Here is a 19,969-nt window from a genome sequence, read left to right as displayed (position 1 = left end):
TAGCCAAACCATGAAAAATAATAAAGCAGTCAAAGTGCTCCGTACGGAGCAAGACCTTATAAGAGCGCCTTAACCTGATCGAGAACGACTTTCCCCATGGCGTTTTTGGGCAGTTCATCAACAAATTTCACGGCTTTGGGACGTTTAAACTTTGCAATGCGCCCGTCCAAGTGATCGAGCACCAGTTCAGTTGAGACCTCCTTGGATGCATTGATGACCGCAACCGGCACCTCGCCCCATTTCTCATGGGGCTGACCAACAACCGCGACTTCGCTGACACCGTCAATCTGGCTGACAACCCGCTCGATTTCGGCAGGATAGATATTTTCTCCTCCAGAAATGATGATGTTTTTACTGCGGTCGCAGAACCAGTAAAGGCCATTTTCATCAAGTGAGGCGATATCGCCGGTTTTAAACCAGCCGTCGACGAACGAGTCGTTGGTCGCGGCAGCATCTTGCCAATACTCGGCGAAACAATTGGGTGCCTTTACCCATATTTCGCCAGGTTGACCAAGGGGTGCTTCTTGATCTCCAGCCATGAGTTTGATCGCACTATTCAAACCAACTCGTCCGATTGAACCGACACTATCAAATGCTTCTTCAGCGTGTTGATAAATGCTGACAGGCCCAGTTTCAGTTGCGCCGTATATTTGTATGACTGGCACACCTTTGGCATGTACTGCCTCGATCAATGCGACCGGCACATCCGTTGACCCGATGGCCATGCACTTGAGGGATGAGATGTCGAGCTGTGCCCAGTCCGGCATGTGCATTAGACCGTTCAGAATTGTTGGAACCACCGTCACCAGCGAAATCTTCGCATTCGTGACCCCGTGAACAAAGATATCAGGAGAAAACTGTGCCGCCAATGTCACCGTGCCGCCAGCGAACAATGTCGGTAGCGTTTGAATGTTGATTCCACCGACATGAAATAGCGGTAGGAACGTCAATGTATGGTCGTGTTCATTGATGTCGAATGCATCTACGCTTGCGTAGGCATTAAACTGAACTGATTTCTGTGTGTGCACAGCACCCTTTGGTCGGCCGGTTGTGCCGGACGTATATACGATCAGAAACGGATCATCGATCGATGCGTCGCCCAAGTTGGCTTCTTGTTGCTGAGCGTCGCGCAGCACGCCTAAGTAGAGGGCACTACCGTCAATATTGGAGCCTGTGCCAACGGCGCGAACATCGTCAACATCAGCAATAACATCTTCTACATGTTGGGCAAACATGTCGTCAAAAAACAGGGCGCTAATATCGGCGTTTTTGGCTATATAGTTTAACTCGCGTGGTGCAAGACGCCAGTTGAGAGGCACGAAGATCAAGCCAAGCGCGGCGGCGGCAAAAATCAAAATCAGCTCTTCGTCGCTGTTCTTGCCGTAAAAGGCAATGCGATCACCATGCCGAAGTTCTAAATCATGTTGCAACGCCGACGCAGTTCGGTCTACCGCCTCGCAAAGCTGCAGGTAGCTATAGGGCACATGCTCCTCACCCAAAAAGTTGAGTGCAACTTTATTGGGGGAATTTTCAGCATGGCGACGCAGCCAATGATCAATTGTCTTTAGCTGCGTCTCTGGATTGACGGTTTGCGCACCAAGCTTTTTTGCGTGCGGCTTAGGCGTCATCTGTTTCGCCATCTTCGTAAAGTGCGCCCTTGCCCAATTTGTCCATGCACAACTCAGCGGTCCACGGCAACATCAGTGAGCCACAACGACTATCGCGATAAAGCCGTTCTAGTGGCAAACTACGCAACATGGACTGGCCACCACATGTGCGGATGGCGAGTTGTGAAATCTCGTTGGCGTTTTCCATGACGGTATATTGAGCCGACCAAGCGCGCAGCAATGCGTCTTTTGAAGGCTCTGGCCGCGCTTCAGAAATTGACTGGAACCAAATCGCTTTTGTTTGTTCAAGCATCAGGCGCATTTGCGCAACAGCAAGCTGTTTGGTTGGATACATGCGGCGCTTAACAGGTGGCATGCCTTCAATTTCGCCGCGTAGATATTTTACGGTGAAGTCATAGGCCGCTTGCGCGATCCCCATATAGGATGGGGTGAGGGTCATGAACATATGCGGCCATTTTTGTGCAGCAGAGAAATAGATACCCCGTGGCATTAATTGCTCTTCAAACGGCACAAATACATCTTTGAAAATCAGGGTGCGCGAGACGGTGCCGCGCATACCGAGTGGATCCCAGTCGCCAACAACGCTTACGCCCTCGGCGTCATTTGGCACCGCAATATACATGGTGTGACGACGTGATGGTTCTTCGTCTGGTGTCTTGATTTCAGAACAAAGTGCGCCGTAATAGTTTGCGTGCCCGGACAATGAGGCAAAGATTTTCTTGCCGTTGATGATCCAGCCTTTTTTTGTTCGAAGGGCCGTTGTGCCAAAGGCCTTGAAACCAGCAGCGGCAGCGCCCCCTTCAGAGAAGGGCTGAGCGTAAATCGCGCCTTCATTTAGAATGCGTGCATAATGGTGCGTGCGATATTTTTCATGTTCTGCACGAATGTCATCTTCCATTGGCAATTGGTCTGCCAAAAAGCCGGTCCACAGACAGGAACTAACATGCATGTTGAACGTTAGTGCCGTGGCGCCGCAATAGCGGCCAATTTCGGCGGCTGTCAGCATGTAGGTTTTAAAGTCTGCACCTAGCCCACCAAATTGCTCAGGAATACAAACACCAAGCAACCCTTCGTCGCGCAAATCTTCGTAGTTTTCGGTCGGGAAAATGGCTTCACGGTCATATCGCTCAGCACGGTCCGCGAATTTGGCTTGGCTCAGTTCCCGAGCTTTGGTGGTCAGGTTTGCCTGTTTTTCAGTGAGGCCCCAATCCTGGGGCGTAAACATTGGCTTGTCTTTAGTGGTCATATTATCCTCCCAAACTCAAAAAATTCTTCACGATGGCGTTGGTTGCGGTGCTCGCTTCCAAATTGACCAAGTGGCCTGCGCCTTCAATTAAGTGAAATGTGGCGTTCGGCATTTTTGATGCCATTTTTTCCATTGTTTTTGCCGGTGCATTGCGATCGTGGTCGCCTGCGATTAGGCATGTTGGATGCAAGATCGTGCCCAATTCCTCACGGCGATTAAATCTAACAAGGCACTCAATGATTGCACGATACGTCTCCAGCGGAACTTCACTCATGGAGTTCACCGCATTTGCGATATCAGCAGGTTTTGCAATCGGGCCGACAATCTCAGGCACAAACGCGTTGGCGAGTTCTGCCATTGACTTACCCGCATTCAATGGGGCAAGCCGCGCTTTTAAGAACGCATCTTTAAAGCTCTCATCTCGCCCGCCAAATGCCGACGTGGTGGCAACGAGAATTAGTTTTTCGACCCGTTCAGGAAATCGAATTGCAAAATCTATCGCGACCATGCCGCCAATGGATTGGCCCAGCAAAACAGCACGTTCAATGCCCGCAGCGTTTAAAAAATCATGCAGCTTGTTCGACAGCGTTTCGAACGTGGCAGGATTCACGAGGTGCGATCCGCCATAACCAGGCAAATTCAGCGCAATCACACGGGTGTATTTTGGTAATTCATCCAGTTGCGGGCGAAAACTGTCGGTGTTGCCACCAATACCGTGCAGGCAAATAATGGGTGTTTCACCCTTCCCATAATCTTCAAAAGTGAGATCGATTAAGTTTTGCATCAATCTACCAATTTGCCGTTTTCAACGACATTTTGCCCATCAAGCGAGATGGTGCATTCCATCATGGGTAGATCGAAATGGCCTTGGGTGAACCGGTTTGCAAATTCGTTGGCGCCGGTGGAATAAAGGAAATTGCCGGCCACCGCTCGTAGCTCGGTGCAATTGCAGTCGCGCTTGTCATACATGGTCAGCGCTTCATATCGAGCGCCTTTATGTAGACCCCATCCTACGTGGCTGGTTGCATATGCTTCCGGGTCATTAAAATCCGCGAGGTAAGTGCGCATAAGTTTGGCATCGACGCCAGTGCCTTCGACATCCACCACATAATCATTTTCAAGGATAAATGTGACTTGGCTTTCAAAGTAGCGCTTGAACGTTAGGTTCATATCGCCGGATTGGAAAACGAGGCGGCCATTCGTTGTGCCCTTTGCAGGGAACGAAACAACAATCCCGCCGGGCCAATGGGCCAATGTGCCCGGCCTGTCTGTCCAGCCCCAAACGCCAACTGTCGACGCGTCTTGCATATTGACGGTGAGGTCAGTGCCCGCATCGCTGGTCACACGCATTTGTTTTGCTTGTCGGCACTGCTTTGCTGCCGCTTTCACGCGTTCTTTTAAATCTTCAGAAGGGCGACACCGTTCCAATGCGTCTGGATGTTCATTTGAAATGTTAAGGATGCGCGCGCCACTTTTAAGGATCTCGCCCGTTTGTTTCGCGTGCATCAACCCTTCGACCGTTAGATCAATAATAAAGTCTGCTTCGCAAAGCGCTTTGACCGCGATTGGTTGGTGGTCCAAAGCAAGTGATGCGCCACAGGATCGGATAATCGGCATGTTCTGTTGGTTGGGTGTTGGTACCTTTAAATGGAAGAACTCGGCACCTGTTCGCGCCAATGCCAATTCAGCTAGATGTACGTTTACATCTCGGCTTTGAGTTTCAGAAAGAATGATGGCCTTTTGATCTTTAGCGACTTTGCAAAGATCAATTGTCTCCCAAAAACCGTCGATCCACTTGGCTTCGATTCTGTCGACAATCATACCATTCTCCTTCGTTCTGGCTTGACCCAAATTTAATTGGTCAGGCAAATATTGATTGCTTTATATATGAATATGGAATATATGAAAAGTAATAAATTTAACTCTAAACTATTTGATGGGTATGTTGATGACTGACGCACGAAAGTTTCGGGATGCATTGGGCAAGTTCGCAACCGGTGTTGCTGTTGTGACGACTTTGGATGAAAGCGGCGACCCTATTGGGGTGACGGTAAATTCATTTTCAAGCGTTTCACTCGACCCGCCACTTGTGCTTTGGTCGCTTACGAACAAATCTCCAAATTTGGAGACATTTCGTAGCGCTTCGCATTTTGTCATAAACATTCTAGCGAGTGATCAAGAGCACGTAAGCAACCAGTTTGCGCGGCCCGTTGAAGATCGTTTTGCCAATGTTGATTGCAATATCGGTCTTGGTGGTGTGCCGAAAATTTCAGGCACATTGGCCTGCTTTGAATGTGAAAATGCTTGGGCAACTGAGGGAGGAGACCATACGGTCTTTTTCGGCAAAGTGCTAAACTACGACGAAGCCGACCGTGCGCCGCTACTGTTTTTCTCTGGTAAATATGGGACAGCAAGTCATGCAAACTGAGATGCAAGCCGTGTCAACATCGATAGCCGACGAGATTCAAGATCATTCCTTCATCAATGACTATTTGCTTTATCTGCTTGCTCAGGCAAGCGCTGCGGCCAGCGGAGAGTTTCACGCCAATTTGGCTCAGGAAGGGATGAGTGTTCCTGAATGGCGGATTTTGGCGAGCCTTTACCCAGATAAGCAACAACGTGTCGGTGAGTTGGCGCGCAATTGCATACAAAAACAGCCAACACTCACCCGAATTGTTGATCGTATGGAAGAGGATGGGCTCGTTGCTCGTGTCTATTCCAAACAAAACCGTCGCGAAGTAAAAGTTTCGCTCACAGCGCACGGCAAAGAGCTCGCAGCAAAGTTTGTTGCACGGGCGCAGGCGCATGAAAATTCCGTTTTGGCGGAATATAGCGAGGATGAAGTGCGTATTCTAAAGGATGCGCTCAAAGTGCTGACGCGTCGCTCGGCAAATTGCCCCTAGGTTAAACCAAACAATGATTGCTCAAAACCGCACGCAAACATTTGATCGTTTTCTGCATTCCGTTGCCCGTATTGGCCAGCGGTTCATTTCGTTGGGAAGTGAAGGCGTTGAACAAAACAGTGAGCGCTTAGCGCGACTAAGCGAACAGATTCTAACCTGTAGGGGAGAAGCGTCTGCGCTTGCGCTGGTCGACGCTTTGCAATCCGCATTTAACGACGCTTCACTGCAAGAGAAGCAGCAATATTTCGAAACATTGGCACGAGATTTTGGCCTGCCCTGCAATGTGCAAAGTTACGATGAGTTAGCGACTGATCCGACAAAATACGCAGAATTTGTTGGTGTCACAACGTCCCGCCGACAATCTCTGTTTCAGCGCATATCCGCTGCACCGGAGGGCATTGCCTTTTTGGTTCAGCTGCGTGCCGATCTTGGGCCGTTTCTAAAGCCCCATCCGTACTTTTTGCCAGTTGATTTGGATCTGAAGGTGCTGTTTCAGCAGTGGTTTACCCGTGGTCTTTTGGAATTGCGACGTATTGATTGGAATACGTCAGCCAATATTCTGTCCAAGCTGCAAAAATACGAAGCGGTCCATAAGATTGAAGATTGGGATGACCTGCATCGTCGATTGATGATCGACCGGAGATGTTTTGGATTTTTCCACCCGGCACTGGCCGATGAACCGCTAATTTTCATTCAAGTTGCCCTCACACAAGAGCGGAGCTCGAACATTGAACATATCCTAAATCAAGAAGCTATTCTTGAAGATGTAAGCGAAGCAATTCATGCGATTTTTTATTCTATTTCAAATTGCCAGGATGGGTTGCGGGGTATTTCGTTTGGTAGTTTTTTAATCAAGCAAGTTAGCCAAGAGCTGCATGTAGAGCTGCCAAACCTGAAACATTTTATGACCCTGTCGCCACTGCCCGGCCTTCGCCGCGCTCTCCGTCAGCAAAAGGTGGTGTTGGATGAAGAAGGTGAAGCGCTAGTTGAGCAATTGCTCAAGACAGATGCAGACATTGCAGACGAGCAAATCTCACACATTTCAGTTGGCAAGCTGGCAGCAAGATATCTGACACAATCAGTTGAAGGTCAATTGCTGGATCCTGTTGCGCGGTTTCACCTTGGCAATGGTGCTCTATTGCATGCGATCAATATTGAAGCCAACATGTCAGGTATAGGTGTTGAGCAATCATTCGGGGTTATGGTCAATTACCTTTATGACCTAGATAAGCTTGAACAAAACCACGAACAATTTCATCAATCCGGCAATGTCGCGATGAGCCGTGCTGTTGCAAAGTTGCTGTAGAGTTGGGGGTCTTATGAAACATACATGGCGCTGGTTCGGACCTGCTGACCCGATTTCCCTTTTAGATATCAAGCAAGCTGGTGCAATTGGAATTGTATCTGCGCTTCATCATGTTCCAATTGGTGGGCTTTGGTCGGGCCGAGATATGGCGGAGCGTCACGCTCAAATTTCTCAAGCTGGGCTTGAATGGTCGGTCGTGGAGAGCATCCCGGTTCATGAAGCGGTGAAAATCGGTGGGCCAGATGCAGCAAAATATATCGATATCTTCATCCGAAATCTAAAAACGGTTGCCGGCAGCGGCGTGAAAACAGTGTGCTATAATTTCATGCCAGTGGTGGACTGGACGCGCACAAACCTATCGATGCAAACCCCAACCGGCTCGCGCGCATTGTCATTCAATGTGGCGGAATTTGCAGCATTCGATATATGTGTCCTTGAGCGCCAAAATGCAGAAAATGACTATTCGGCAGAATTGATATCGACAGCGCGTGCACTTTTTGAAGGCTGGTCAGCCCAAGAAATTAAGCAGATTGAACAGGTCATTATAGCTGGCTTGCCGGGCGCTGAACTGCATCACGATCGTCAATCGTTCATGAAATTGCTCGATGCTTATCAAAGCCTAAGCCATGATCAATTGCGCCAGAATTTGCGCAAGTTCATTAAGGCGGTTGCGCCGGTCGCAAAAGAGCTCGATGTAAAACTCGCCATTCATCCAGATGATCCGCCAATTTCATTGTTCGGATTGCCACGGGTTGTGTCGACGCCAGCGGATATTGACTGGTTGTTGGCCTCTTCGCCGGAGATTGAAAATGGTGTCACTTTTTGCACTGGTTCCTTCGGCGCTGGTGCTGAAAAAGATCTAACAGGATGGTTTGAAAACATTGCTTCTCGCGTGCATTTTTTGCATTTGCGCAATGTTACCCGGGACGATGACGGGTCATTTTTTGAAGCTGAACATTTGGGCGGCGATGTCGATATGGTTGGGTTGGTGAGTGCGATCGTGGAAGAAGAGCGACGTCGTGGGGCTCAAATTCCAATGCGGCCTGACCACGGCCATCTGTTTGATCGCGATGCGACACTGAAAACCAACCCAGGATATTCCTATTTGGGGCGCATGCGCGGTTTGGCAGAACTTCGGGGGGCGGAACGCGCCCTCACAAATAAGAGCTAAGGCTCTTCAAATTTCTCGGCCGATTTGGCTTCGAGCAAGGCAGAATGCATGTGCAACTGCCTCAGGTAACCCCATGTCATTTTTAATGCGGCCAAATGGGTCAATGGCCTGAAATATAATCAAAATAACGCCTTTTTTGGCTTGACCAAAAATAAGTTGCTGATAATCTGGCCTTACCAAATAAATGGTGAGGCACCTTTGTGACGAATGAGTTTGATGTTGTAATTGCTGGCGGCGGGCATAATAGCCTTGCTTGCGGCGCATTGTTAGCAAAGCGCGGATTGAGCGTTTGCGTTGTAGAGCGGAACCCCTGGATAGGTGGTGGTTGTATAACGCGCGAAGTCACCATGCCTGGTTTCAAGCATGATCTGTTCGGCTCATCACATGTGTGGATCCACGCGAACCCTGATTTCCAAGAATTGGCGCCTGAGCTGGAGAAGCATGGCCTCGAATATATATGGGAAGAGGATCACATTACCGGTCATCCTAACTTAGAAGACCCCGGTATCGTTGTTTATAAAGACATCGAAAAAACTTGCGCCAGCATTGCTCATTATTCCGAAAAAGACGCCAAACGCTATCGCGAGATTTATGACAAGTGGGCTGAGATTAAAGATGGTTTTATCAAAGGCATGTTCTCTCCACCGGCAAAGCCGGGTCTCATGCCAACCGCGATGCAAGACAGTTACGAAGGGCTGTTAAAGCTCAAAGAATTCAACTTGTCGTCACGCCAATTTGTCATGCAAAACTTCGAAAATGATACGGTTCGTGCCTTCATCCTTGGGTGGGCATTAGCACCGCAAATTTTCCCGGACACAGAATGTACAGGGCAGTCATTTTACATCCTTATTCCCGGCATTCACACCTACGGCGCTGCTATTCCGAAGGGTGGGTCGATGATGCTGCCGACTGCGCTCGCTAGCTATATTGAGGCAAACGGCGGAAAAGTGTTGTCCAGCGCACCAATCGACAAATTTGTTGTCAAGGATGGTGAGTGCACAGGCGTGCAGTTGGAAAATGGGGACATCATTTCTGGCAAGAAAGCAGTCGTGACAGGGCTTGGGCCAAAAGTGTCGTTTTTGGATTGTATGGACAAAGAGCATCTCGCGCCTGAATTTGTTGAGGCTTGCGACAATTTTTCATACGGCACGGTGTCGATTGCCCGTGTTCACCTCGCCCTGAACGAACTGCCAAAATATAAAAATGGCAAAGACATGGACTCGTGTGCATTCCACCGCATCTTTGGCAATCTTCACGACATCGATGTGCAATATGCTGAAATTATGATGGGCAAGCCACCCACCAATCCGTTCCTTTGGAGTGCTGGTTGGACGAAACTTGATCCGTCCCGCGCACCAGAAGGAAAACATACCCTCATTCTGGATACATTTGTGCCGTCCACGCTTAGCGATGGCTCTAATTGGGATGACATAATTGAAGATTATGTCGAAGACGTGCTTCTTAAAGTGTTGCGCCGCTACACCACGAATATGGGGCCTGAAAATATTTTGGGCGCCTATTATGAAACGCGTGTGAGCTTGGAAGAGGCCAATCCATCATTTGTGCGCGGAAATACAACTGGGGGCGAACGCTTGCTGTCTCAAATGGGATATATGCGCCCATTGCCCGGCTACTCCCAATATAAATCGCCGATTAAAAATCTTTACATGACGGGGCCAAGTTGCCACCCCGGCGGTGGAATTACCGCAATGGGCACCATCACCGCCAACGTCATGTTGAATGATTTTGGCATGGAACATCGCTCATTTAGCTAGGAAACTTGTAACTATGCGCAAGCCAATTGAAAAATACACCGCCCTTGTCATCCAGCCGCACGTGGAAGTTGCGGTTGATCGTGACGGCATTAAACGAAACCTACAGCGCGCTCTCGATATGATTGATTTCGGCGTTGGTTATCATTGGGAAACCCCGGTGCGGCTGGTGGTGTTTCCAGAATATTTCTTGCAAGGCGTAACAACGCCGGGCAAAGGCGAGCACGGCCTAGCTGACTTTATGAAGAAGGCCATCACCTTTGAAGACCCAGAAATCGTTGCGCTAATCGACAAATGTAAAGAATATAATATCTACATTTCTGGTGGCGGCGTGATTGAGAAAGTGCCTGAGTTCCCAGACCGCTGGTTCAATACTGCCTTCATTCTTGGCCCGAACGGCGTTGAGTTGAAATATCACAAATACCATGTTCCCGCCTCAATCGGGCTTGGCACTTCGCCACACGACATGTGGGACGAATATACAGAAGTATTTGGCAGCGATATTAAAGATCTATTCCCCGTTCTAGACAGTCCAATCGGTAAATTGGGTTGCATGACGTGTCACGATGGCTGCACGCCTGAAGCGTCACGGGCGCTTGGCTACAATGGTGTTGAGGTCATTTGTCACCCGGTTGCATTGCAAGAAATTGAGGGTGTTTCTGAGCCTTGGGATTTCTGGATGTTCACGCGCCGTACCCGTGCCCATGACAATATGGCATATGTGCTTGGTTCGAACTGGGGCACAGTGGATTACAAGTATTATCCAAAAGCGTTTTGCGCCGGCAACTCATTCGCAATTGATTACACGGGTCTAGTTTTGCGTCACGCGCCTTATCCTGAGGAACAGGTTCTCTCGGTTACGATCGATATCGAAGCGCAACGCGAGCATCGCACTCGGATCAACCACAACACGTGGGTTGATGTACGTACCGAGGCGTTCCGTAAGATCTACGAAAACCCGATTTACCCGCCAAACTTGTTCCCATCTGGCAATCCACCGCAGAACCTCGCGCACAAAATGCAGGGTGCCTATACGTCGATGGATCAGATGTATGATCGCGGTCAGTTCGTTATGCCATTCGATAAAGAAGGCATGCGCCATTCTGATCTCCTTAAAGAACGTATTGCTAGCGCTCAGGCGCGTGGCACGTTGCGCAAGGATTAGAGCATGCGCGTTACAACCCCCATTGCAGATATGGACATTACAATTGACCGTCTCACGGTGGTTGGAACACGTCTGGTTATGCAAAACGGCGAAGGCGACGCTATGCCAACCCGAGCTGAAATGACCCCAACCGATGTGCGAAAACTATTCGGATTTCTCTTTCGTCCAAGTGTGTTGTTTTTCGGCATTCGCTGTCTGTTTGGTCTCGTAAAAGACCAAGAGGTTCAAGCGCAATCCAACACAGTTGAACATCCAACTCCGCATCCATGGTGAAGAAAATGAACAAAGAAAATTTAATGGATACGACAGCCGTGAGAACCGGTGCCGACAGCCTAGTTGCGTCTTTGCGCGCCAATGGCATCTCAACAATGTTTGGTCTACCCGGCGGGCAACTCGACAACTTTTTTGACTCAATTCAGCGCACCAATGGCGGTTTGAACATTGTTCGCTCCCGTCATGAACAAGGCGCTGCCTATATGGCATTTGGCGCAGCACGTTCAACTGGCAAACCACAAGTGTTTTCGGTTGTTCCGGGCCCGGGCATTATGAATGCGATGGGCGCGCTCTCAACTGCATGGGCGGCTAACGCACCAGTTATGAGTCTATGTGGGCAAATCCCGTCAGACGCTATTGGCTCAGGCCGTGGCTATCTGCATGAAATTCCAGACCAACTCGCAACCATGCGCTCTATGCTCAAATATGCTGAGCGTATCGATAGTCCTCACTCAGCGCCTCAAATGATCAATGACGCTTTCGTTGCCATGCAAACTGGTCGCCCGGGTCCGGTGCATTTAGAAATGTCACCTGATGTAATGGGCAACAATAGTGCAGTGGTGGAATGTGCGCCTGCACGCTTGCCAGAAGCGCTTCCTGCAGATGAAAATGCAATTGATCGTGCGATTGAACTTCTCGCCCGCGCTAAGCGTCCGCTCATCTATGTCGGTGGCGGGGCAATGGATGCGTCTGATGAGGTCAAAGAACTGGCCAGCATTATCGAAGCGCCGGTTTCAAGTTTCCGTTCAGGTCGTGGGGTGGTTGATGATCGCGATTATCACGCGCAAGTTTTCCCTGCTGGTCGTCGGTTGTGGGCAGATGCGGACGTGGTGTTTGCCATTGGTACGCGTCTTAAATATCCGCAACTTTATTGGGGCGTCGATAAAGACATCAGGATTATCCGTCTTGATATCGATCCGAAGGAATTTGGTCGATATGAAGCGCCAGCTGTGGCCCTACACGGAGACGCGAAAGCGACACTTCGTGCCATGTTGCCTGCTCTTGTAGCTGCAATGCGGTCAACGCCTACCTCCCGTGAGCAAGAATTGACCGCGTTGAAAGAGCAACTCAACGCAGAAATGGCGCAAAATGTGGGGCCACAATTGGCTTATCTCAAAGCCATCCGTGATGTGCTGCCCGAAGATGGCATTTTTTGTGACGAGATTACTCAGGTAGGATTTTCGTCATGGTTTGGGTTGCCAATTTACAATCCACGTTCACACGTAAACTGCGGGTTTCAGGGCACGCTGGGCTATGGTTACGCAACGGCTCTTGGGGTCAAAGTTGCGAACCCGGATAAACCGGTGGTTAGCGTTTCTGGCGACGGTGGGTTCTTGTTCACCGCAACAGAACTCGCAACCGCTGTTGAGTACAACATCAATCTCGTGACGATTGTGTTCAACGACAACCGATACGCTAACGTTTATCGTCAGCAAAAAGAATGGTTTGACGGACGCTTTATCGCGGCGGACTTGTGCAATCCCGATTTCGTGAAATTCGCTCAAAGTTTTGGTGCGATGGCGATCAAAGTAGAAAACCCTGATGAGTTGCGTGTGGCGCTGGAAAAAGCGCTAGCTCATGACGGACCAGTTATCATTGAAGCGCATCAGCCAAAAGATATGCCTGCACCTTGGCAATATATTTTGGAAGCACCCGTTCGCGGCCCGAACAAGCCGAGCGAGGGTTAAACGATATGGGCCGCCACACCATCTCAAATGCAACGCTTGATTGGCTCAAAAGCCCGCGCCCATTTTGGGTGAACGGCCAAAGCCAATCACGTGATGATGTACGTCACCTCACCAACCCAGCGACAGGGGAAAAATTCGCTTCTGTTAGCGTTGGCGCGACGGCGGACGTTGACGTAGCCGTTGAAGTGGCACGCAAAACATTTGAGAGCACTGAGTGGGCCGACATGAAGGCTTCAGAACGCGCCAAAATCATGTGGCGTCTGGCTGACCTTGTGGATATTCACGCCCAAGAACTTGGTGAACTTGAAACTTTGCAAATGGGCAAGCCAATTGGCGCGTCCGTGCATGGGGAAGTGCCATTCTTTGGCGAAACGTTCCGCTATTTTGCGGGCTGGTGCACCAAGGTTCAGGGAACGTCAGCACCTCTTTCTTTCCCAGTTGGCGATTTGCACGGCATCACATTGTTAGAACCGGTCGGCGTCGTCGGCATGATTTTACCTTGGAATGGTCCTTTGGTGATCGCTGGGTGGAAAATTGCCCCAGCTTTGGCGGCAGGTTGCACATGTGTAATCAAGCCAGCTGACACCACACCATTAAGCTTGCTGCGTTTTGCGGAATTGGCGAAAGAAGCGGGCGTTCCCGACGGTGTCATTAACATCGTAACTGGCCCAGGTTCTGTCATTGGCAAGGCAATCGCCAGTCATCATGGCGTGGATAAGCTCGCCTTCACGGGCTCCACATCTGTGGGGCGAGGGCTGGTGCGCAATGCCGCCGATAGCAACTTGAAAAAATTGACGCTTGAACTCGGTGGAAAATCTCCAGTTCTGGTTTGGCCAGACGCGGATGTTGATGCAGCAATTGCAGGTGCTGCGGATGCCATTTTCGGAAACTCCGGCCAAGTCTGTGTTGCCGGGTCACGCCTTTATGTCCATCAGTCAATCTTTGATGGTTTCGTTGAGAAGCTGGCGGTGTTTGCGAACGCGCTGCAAGTTGGCGATCCGTTGGATGCTGATAATCAGATGGGACCAATCGCATCTGAAAATCACTTAAATGAAATTCATCAGCGTGTGCACGACGGCGTAAAAAATGGCGCAAAGCTTTTGTGTGGTGGCGAACGTTTAGACCAAAACGGCAGCTACTACGCACCTACAATTTTGCAGGTCGATGATCAAGCAAACCCATTGGTGCAAGAAGAAGTATTTGGACCCGTCCTGTGCGTCTCATCATTTGGCAATGAGGATGAAGCCGTTGGTTTGGCGAACGGAACATCGTTCGGGTTGGCGGGAAGCGTCTGGACGAAAGATATTGATCGCGCCGTTCGTGTTTCGCGAAAACTCCACTGCGGCATCGTTTGGGTTAACACCCACAACATTCCAGATCTCGCAATGCCCATCGGTGGTTACGGCCAATCCGGTTGGGGCCGAGAACTCGGCCAACTTGGGCTTGGCGAATACCTGCAATCAAAATCAATCATGTTGAACATCAGCCCTAAAGCGAGCAATGCGTAATGTCTATCGGCACAAAACAATCATTGAAAAATGTAGCGCCTTACAAACAAGGGCAATCTGCAATTGCAGGCGTTGATGAGCCGATTAAACTCTCGTCAAACGAGCTGCCTTATCCGCCTAGCCCCGACGCGGTGACTGCGCTGGAAAATGCGCCAATAAATATCGGGCGATACCCCGACGGATCACAAAAAGAACTGCGCGAAGCAATAGCAGCGCAATATGAGATGTCGGCGCAAAACATATTTGCAGGCAATGGATCGGAAGAGGCTATTGGGTTGATCGTGCGGTCAATGTTGGCGCCGGGTGACAATATTGTTGTGAGTGAAAACAGCTTCATCATGACTGAGATTTATGCGCGATCAAGCGGCGCAGACGTCATTAAAGTGCCGGAGCAGAACTATCAATTCGACGTTGATGCAATCCTAAACGCGCCAGATGAGAACACCAAGATCGTATATCTATGTTCGCCGAATAATCCGACTGGGACTTATCTTACAAAAGATCAGATCAAGCAGCTTGATGATGCGCTGCCTAAGGACATTTTGTTCATCTTGGATGCGGCTTACGCAGAATTTGTAACTGCCAGCGATTATGATTGTGGCATCAAAACCCTGTTCAAGCCTGATGGTCGTGTTGCGGTAACACACACTTTCTCAAAAGCTTATGGTTTGGCCGGCCAACGTATCGGTTGGGCGGCAGTGCCATCCAATGTTGCAGACGCAGTTTCGCGATTGCGCACACCATTTAATACAAATGCACCTGCGCTTGCTGCGGCGACAGCGGCGATAAAAGACCAAGCTTATTTAGAAGCAACATCGGCGCAGATCGTTGCGACCCGCGAATGGTTTGCAAATGAGATGGCAGATCTGGGCATTCGAACCGTTCCAAGTCAGACAAATTTTGTGCTGCTTGTTTTCCCAAAAGGGGGAGATGAAGCGCGCTTGTTGGATGAGGAACTTCAAAAAAACGGAATTTTGGCGCGGCCCGTAACAGGCGACGCTAATGAATTGAGATTCTCGATCGGTACTCAAGAGGAAATGGAACTGACCAGAAACGTTGTCGCCGCTTGGCACAACAATTTGGGATAGCCATTGGGTAACGACGAAGTTTGATGCGTGTTGAAGTTGGTCATTTGGCCAATGCCGGTGAACATGTATCATTTGGACAGTGCCGGCATATTGGGAGGAACCAATGAGATCTTTTAAAAAAGGCATTCTGATTGCTTTGAGCACATTATTGTTGGGGAGCGCAGGCGCCTTGGCCGACAGTGATGTGTCGCACAACTGGAACGCTGAAAATGAAGCCGCGGCGATGAAAATTTTCCGCGACAAATATGAAGCGCTGGGCGGTACATGGAAAGAAACAGCTTTCCCAGATACTGAGCAAAGCATATCATCGGTCAAGACACGGATCATTGGCGGTAAGCCACCAATGTCGTTGCAAAGCACCCTTGGTGGCACAATGCAGGAATTCGCTGAAGAAGGCTTACTCCAGAATATGGACGAAGTCGCCACAGCAGGTGATTGGGACAATATCTTGTCTCCAGGTCTCCCTGAAGTCGCAAAATATGACGGGCATTATGTTGCCGCTCCAGTATTCTTGGACGTGATCAACTGGATGTACACAAACAACGATGTGTTGAAATCATCTGGTGTAGAAGCCCCTGAGACATTTGACGATTTCGTTTCATCGTTGCCAAAAATTCAGGCGGCTGGATTTACGCCACTCGCGATTGGTGGCGAAAGTTGGCAGGAAGCCATTCTGTTTGATCACATCATTCTAGGAGTCGGCGGAGCTGAGCTTTACGATGCGATTATGAGTGGCGACGGCGCGGCTATTGCCAGCCCACTTACGCTTAAAGTGTTTGAGCAAATGGGTAGCTTGCGTCAATATACAGACGAAGGCAAAACCGGCCGTTCTTGGAACGATACCAATACGCTTATGGTTTCAGGTAAAGCGGCCTATTTCTTCATGGGTCCTTGGGCCGCTGGTGGATATGGCGATTTGGGCGATGAGGGCGGCGCATGGTCTTGCCGCGTGACCCCATGGTCAAATGGCCTGACAGCTGTTGCTGATGGCTTCCAGTTCATTGCAGTCGACGGTGATGACGCAAAAGCTCAAGCACTATTTGCGCAAGCTGTGATGGATAAAGATACCCAAATTGCAGCGGCGAAAGCCAAAGGCACATTGCCTGCGGTTAAGGGCGCGAAAGAGGAAGACTTTGCAGGTTGTGCCTCTAAAGCAGTTGCAGCAATGCAAGTACGTCAAACAGTGACTCACTGGAATGGTCGAGATGGCGATACAGGCAATGCGGTAAAAGACACAGTAACTGCATTCTGGAACTCGGACATGAGCGCTGCGGACGGTCAAGCAGCACTTGTGGCTGCAATGCAATAATATATCAATTCTCCCGGGCGTCATTTGGTGTCCGGGACTCCTTTTGAGGTGTCGATCAAGTGAACAACAAACTCTCCAAAAATTGGCTGATGGCATGGTTGGTTCTGCTGCCCTGCGCTGTTGTCGCCCTTTACTTTATTTGGGGGTTCGGCGCCTACACGGTTTTTCTAAGCTTCACGAAATCCACGTTCTTGCCAAAGCACGAATTGGTCGGATTTGCTCAATTTGAAGCATTGTTTGCCCATCCACGCTGGTGGGTGGCTTACAAAAATATGTTCATTTTTGGCGGCCTATATCTGTCACTGTGTATCACGCTGGGTATCCTGCTGGCGATCTTGCTGGATCGGGTAACGATTGGAGAAACGTTGTTTCGAACGCTTTACTTGTACCCAATGTCTCTTTCTCTGGTGGTGACCGGTCTTGCTTGGCAATGGCTGTTAAACCCGACAAGTGGCATTCAGCAAATTGTGCGTGACGGTGGCTTTGCAGATTTCCAATTTAACTGGCTAGCCTCGCCCGACTTCGCGATTTATACGATTGTTTTTGCCGCCGTTTGGCACGGGACAGGTCTGATCATGATCCTGTTTCTTTCCGGCATCAAATCGATTGACGGCGAAATGTGGAAGGCTGCGCGGATTGATCGCGTGCCCACATGGCGCGTCTATTTCAATATTATTCTACCACAATTGCGCACCACTCTTTTAACCGCTGTGATGTTGCTTGGGTTCCAGGTTGTGCGCAGCTTTGATGTGGTGGTCGCACTCACAAACGGTGGGCCGGGCTTCGCATCTGATGTGCCTGCGCGTTACGTATTTGAATATTTCTTCCAACGCGGACGAATTGGGCAGGGCGCTGCCGGTGCTGTGATCATGGTTGCAACAATGATCATGATTGTTCTGCCATATCTGATTTATGAAGTGCGGAGAAAAGACTGATGCAAAAACAACGCACCTTCAAAACCGCCTTGCTCTACGCGACGCTATTTTTGATCGCTCTTTATTTCATAGCACCCATGTATGTGATGCTGGTGGCCTCGTTTAAATCACTAACGGAAATTCGAAATTCATCCATCATTGCACTGCCGACCGAGTGGACAATCGAGCCATGGGTTAAAGCGTGGAGCGGCGCATGTTCGGGGCAAAACTGCACGGGCATCAGACCCTATTTTGTTGCCACATTTGAAATTGCGGTTCCATCTGTGATCTTTGCGATTTTCTTTGGTTCCTTGAACGGCTATGTGATGGCCAAGTGGCGCAGCAAGGCTGCCGACATCTTGTTCGGCCTGTTGTTAATCGGAAGCTTCATTCCCCTTCAACTGTTCCTCATTCCATTGGCGATCACACTTCGCGAGCTGGATCTTTTTGGCACGTCAATTGGCCTGATCCTCATTCACACTATTTATGGCGTTCCGCTCACAACCATGTTGTTTCGCAACTATTATGTGAATATTCCGGATGAGTTGGTAAAAGCCGCTATTATGGATGGTGCAGGTTTCTTCAAGATTTTCTTCAATATCATTTTACCGTTGTCGCCCTCTATTTTGATGGTGTCGGTGATCTTGGTCTTTGCCGGTGTCTATAATGATTTTCTGTTTGCGCTCACATTTGGTGAGGCAGGCAAACAACCAATCATGGCGGCCGTACAAAACATCGTCTCGTCATCCTATGGCGTCAAAGAATACAATATGAACATTGCAGCTGTGATGATTTCTGCGCTGCCAACCTTGCTTCTGTTTTTAGTCGCTGGTCGGTTCTTTGTGCGCGGTCTCACTCAAGGCGCGGTAAAGGGTTAGTTATGTCACTCGAACTCACAAATATTTCGAAATCCTTCGGCGCCGTAGAAGTGTTGAACGATATCAACATCACGATTGAAGAAGGCGACTTTCTAGTGCTGCTCGGCGCTAGCGGGTGCGGGAAGTCGACGCTTCTCAACTGCATTGCAGGCCTTGAAACAGTTTCTGGCGGCGAAATTCAGATTAAGGGCCAAAGGGTCAACGAAACTGACGCGAGCGACAGAAATGTTGCCATGGTTTTTCAAAGCTACGCGCTTTATCCCACGATGAGTGTTTCGCGAAACATCAGTTTTGGTCTCGAATGTCAGGGCGTATCTAAAGCAAAACGTAAAGAGGCCGTCGCCCAAGTTGCAAGCTTGCTGCACATCTCAGATCTATTGGATCGACGTCCGGGGCAATTGTCTGGCGGACAACGTCAACGGGTCGCCATAGGGCGTGCACTAGTCCGCGATCCAGCACTGTTTTTACTTGATGAACCGATGTCGAATTTGGATGCGAAGCTTCGCAATAAAATGCGCGAAGAATTGCGTGATCTTCACAAGCAACTCGGCGCTACATTTGTTTTGGTGACACACGATCAAATCGAAGCGATGTCCATGGCCACCAAGGTTGCAGTGCTTGATAAGGGTCGGGTTCAACAATTTGGAACCCCATATGATATTTATCATCGGCCACAAAACCTGTTCGTCGCGGCCTTTGTCGGTCAAACAAAAATGAATTTCTTGCACGGGCAATTCGCAAATATTGATGGAAAAGCTTCGATCAAAATTGGTCAAAGTACAATCGCGCTGGATAAGTACGAATTCGAAAACATGCCTGAGCAGGGACAAGAGATAATTTTAGGTGTGCGACCCGAAGATATCTATGAAGCACAGTCCGTTCCAAGCGGCATGGGACATGTGCAACTGGAACTGGTTGCAAAGTCTCGTGAATTGACTGGCGGTGATACAAATGTGCTCTTCGAATTTGAGGGACAGGATCTACGTAGCCGCTACAAATCAGCTCGCCAACCAACGATTGGCAGTGCGCAAAAAATTGCCATTGATATCGAACATTGCGCCCTATTTGACGATGCAACCCAACTCAGGATTTGATTTCAGCTCAAAATGAATTTATGAAC

At 49.4% G+C, this 19,969-nt stretch carries 18 protein-coding genes; 14 read left to right on the top strand and 4 right to left on the bottom strand.

The features are described 5' to 3' along the window. Positions 1 to 56: 56 nt before the first annotated feature. Genes AC2D8L_RS10300 through AC2D8L_RS10285 form a run of 4 tightly spaced genes read right to left on the bottom strand, consistent with a single transcriptional unit; the run spans position 57 to position 4,695 of the window. Entirely contained in the window at positions 57 to 1,628 is a 1,572-nt protein-coding gene (locus tag AC2D8L_RS10300) for an AMP-binding protein (protein WP_484685395.1), read from the bottom strand. Continuing rightward, entirely contained in the window at positions 1,618 to 2,874 is a 1,257-nt protein-coding gene (locus AC2D8L_RS10295; protein WP_484685394.1) for an acyl-CoA dehydrogenase family protein, read from the bottom strand. Before AC2D8L_RS10295 ends, AC2D8L_RS10300 begins: the two co-directional genes overlap by 11 nt. A gap of 1 nt (position 2,875) precedes the next feature. After that, the gene (locus tag AC2D8L_RS10290; protein WP_484685393.1) at positions 2,876 to 3,658 is read right to left on the bottom strand and encodes an alpha/beta fold hydrolase; all 783 of its coding nucleotides are present in this window, start codon (positions 3,656 to 3,658) and stop codon (positions 2,876 to 2,878) included. Beyond that, positions 3,658 to 4,695, bottom strand: a complete 1,038-nt coding sequence (locus AC2D8L_RS10285; protein ID WP_484685392.1) for a 2,5-dihydroxypyridine 5,6-dioxygenase NicX family protein — start codon at positions 4,693 to 4,695, stop codon at positions 3,658 to 3,660. The genes AC2D8L_RS10290 and AC2D8L_RS10285 overlap by 1 nt, the downstream gene beginning before the upstream one ends. A gap of 127 nt (positions 4,696 to 4,822) precedes the next feature. On the opposite strand from AC2D8L_RS10285, the gene AC2D8L_RS10280 reads away from it, so the two are divergent. The 14 genes from AC2D8L_RS10280 to AC2D8L_RS10215 all read left to right on the top strand — a co-directional run bounded on the left by AC2D8L_RS10280 (position 4,823) and on the right by AC2D8L_RS10215 (position 19,943). Next, positions 4,823 to 5,302 (top strand): flavin reductase family protein, encoded by a 480-nt coding sequence (locus AC2D8L_RS10280; RefSeq protein WP_484685391.1) that lies wholly within the window; start codon positions 4,823 to 4,825, stop codon positions 5,300 to 5,302. Then, positions 5,292 to 5,777 (top strand): MarR family winged helix-turn-helix transcriptional regulator, encoded by a 486-nt coding sequence (locus AC2D8L_RS10275; protein ID WP_484685390.1) that lies wholly within the window; start codon positions 5,292 to 5,294, stop codon positions 5,775 to 5,777. The genes AC2D8L_RS10280 and AC2D8L_RS10275 overlap by 11 nt, the downstream gene beginning before the upstream one ends. 13 nt (positions 5,778 to 5,790) lie before the next feature. Further along, entirely contained in the window at positions 5,791 to 7,083 is a 1,293-nt protein-coding gene (locus AC2D8L_RS10270) for a malonyl-CoA decarboxylase domain-containing protein (protein WP_484685389.1), read from the top strand. A gap of 13 nt (positions 7,084 to 7,096) precedes the next feature. Next, on the top strand, positions 7,097 to 8,254 hold the full coding sequence (gene uxuA, locus AC2D8L_RS10265) for a mannonate dehydratase (RefSeq protein WP_484685388.1): 1,158 nt from the start codon (positions 7,097 to 7,099) through the stop codon (positions 8,252 to 8,254). A 200-nt stretch (positions 8,255 to 8,454) separates the two neighbouring features. Then, entirely contained in the window at positions 8,455 to 10,029 is a 1,575-nt protein-coding gene (locus tag AC2D8L_RS10260; RefSeq protein ID WP_484685387.1) for a phytoene desaturase family protein, read from the top strand. Between the two features lie 13 nt (positions 10,030 to 10,042). Continuing rightward, positions 10,043 to 11,191, top strand: a complete 1,149-nt coding sequence (locus AC2D8L_RS10255) for a nitrilase-related carbon-nitrogen hydrolase (RefSeq protein ID WP_484685386.1) — start codon at positions 10,043 to 10,045, stop codon at positions 11,189 to 11,191. A gap of 3 nt (positions 11,192 to 11,194) precedes the next feature. Next, the gene (locus AC2D8L_RS10250; RefSeq protein WP_484685385.1) at positions 11,195 to 11,464 is read left to right on the top strand and encodes a hypothetical protein; all 270 of its coding nucleotides are present in this window, start codon (positions 11,195 to 11,197) and stop codon (positions 11,462 to 11,464) included. A gap of 5 nt (positions 11,465 to 11,469) precedes the next feature. Then, entirely contained in the window at positions 11,470 to 13,152 is a 1,683-nt protein-coding gene (locus tag AC2D8L_RS10245; RefSeq protein WP_484685384.1) for a thiamine pyrophosphate-dependent enzyme, read from the top strand. Between the two features lie 5 nt (positions 13,153 to 13,157). Beyond that, complete coding sequence (locus AC2D8L_RS10240) at positions 13,158 to 14,660, top strand: aldehyde dehydrogenase family protein (RefSeq protein ID WP_484685383.1); 1,503 nt, start codon at positions 13,158 to 13,160, stop codon at positions 14,658 to 14,660. Then, positions 14,660 to 15,748, top strand: coding sequence for a histidinol-phosphate transaminase (gene hisC, locus AC2D8L_RS10235; protein WP_484685382.1), 1,089 nt, complete (start codon positions 14,660 to 14,662; stop codon positions 15,746 to 15,748). Before AC2D8L_RS10240 ends, hisC begins: the two co-directional genes overlap by 1 nt. A 103-nt stretch (positions 15,749 to 15,851) precedes the next feature. Beyond that, entirely contained in the window at positions 15,852 to 17,057 is a 1,206-nt protein-coding gene (locus AC2D8L_RS10230; RefSeq protein WP_484685381.1) for an ABC transporter substrate-binding protein, read from the top strand. A 59-nt stretch (positions 17,058 to 17,116) separates the two neighbouring features. Further along, positions 17,117 to 17,992: a carbohydrate ABC transporter permease gene (locus AC2D8L_RS10225; protein ID WP_484685380.1), complete on the top strand. Its 876-nt coding sequence runs from the start codon at positions 17,117 to 17,119 to the stop codon at positions 17,990 to 17,992. Beyond that, positions 17,992 to 18,849, top strand: a complete 858-nt coding sequence (locus tag AC2D8L_RS10220; RefSeq protein WP_484685379.1) for a carbohydrate ABC transporter permease — start codon at positions 17,992 to 17,994, stop codon at positions 18,847 to 18,849. Before AC2D8L_RS10225 ends, AC2D8L_RS10220 begins: the two co-directional genes overlap by 1 nt. A 2-nt stretch (positions 18,850 to 18,851) precedes the next feature. After that, positions 18,852 to 19,943 (top strand): ABC transporter ATP-binding protein, encoded by a 1,092-nt coding sequence (locus AC2D8L_RS10215; RefSeq protein WP_484685378.1) that lies wholly within the window; start codon positions 18,852 to 18,854, stop codon positions 19,941 to 19,943. Positions 19,944 to 19,969 lie beyond the last annotated feature (26 nt).

This window comes from Maritalea sp. YIW29 (assembly GCF_057219265.1).
This window is presented reverse-complemented; position numbering and strand designations above follow the sequence as displayed.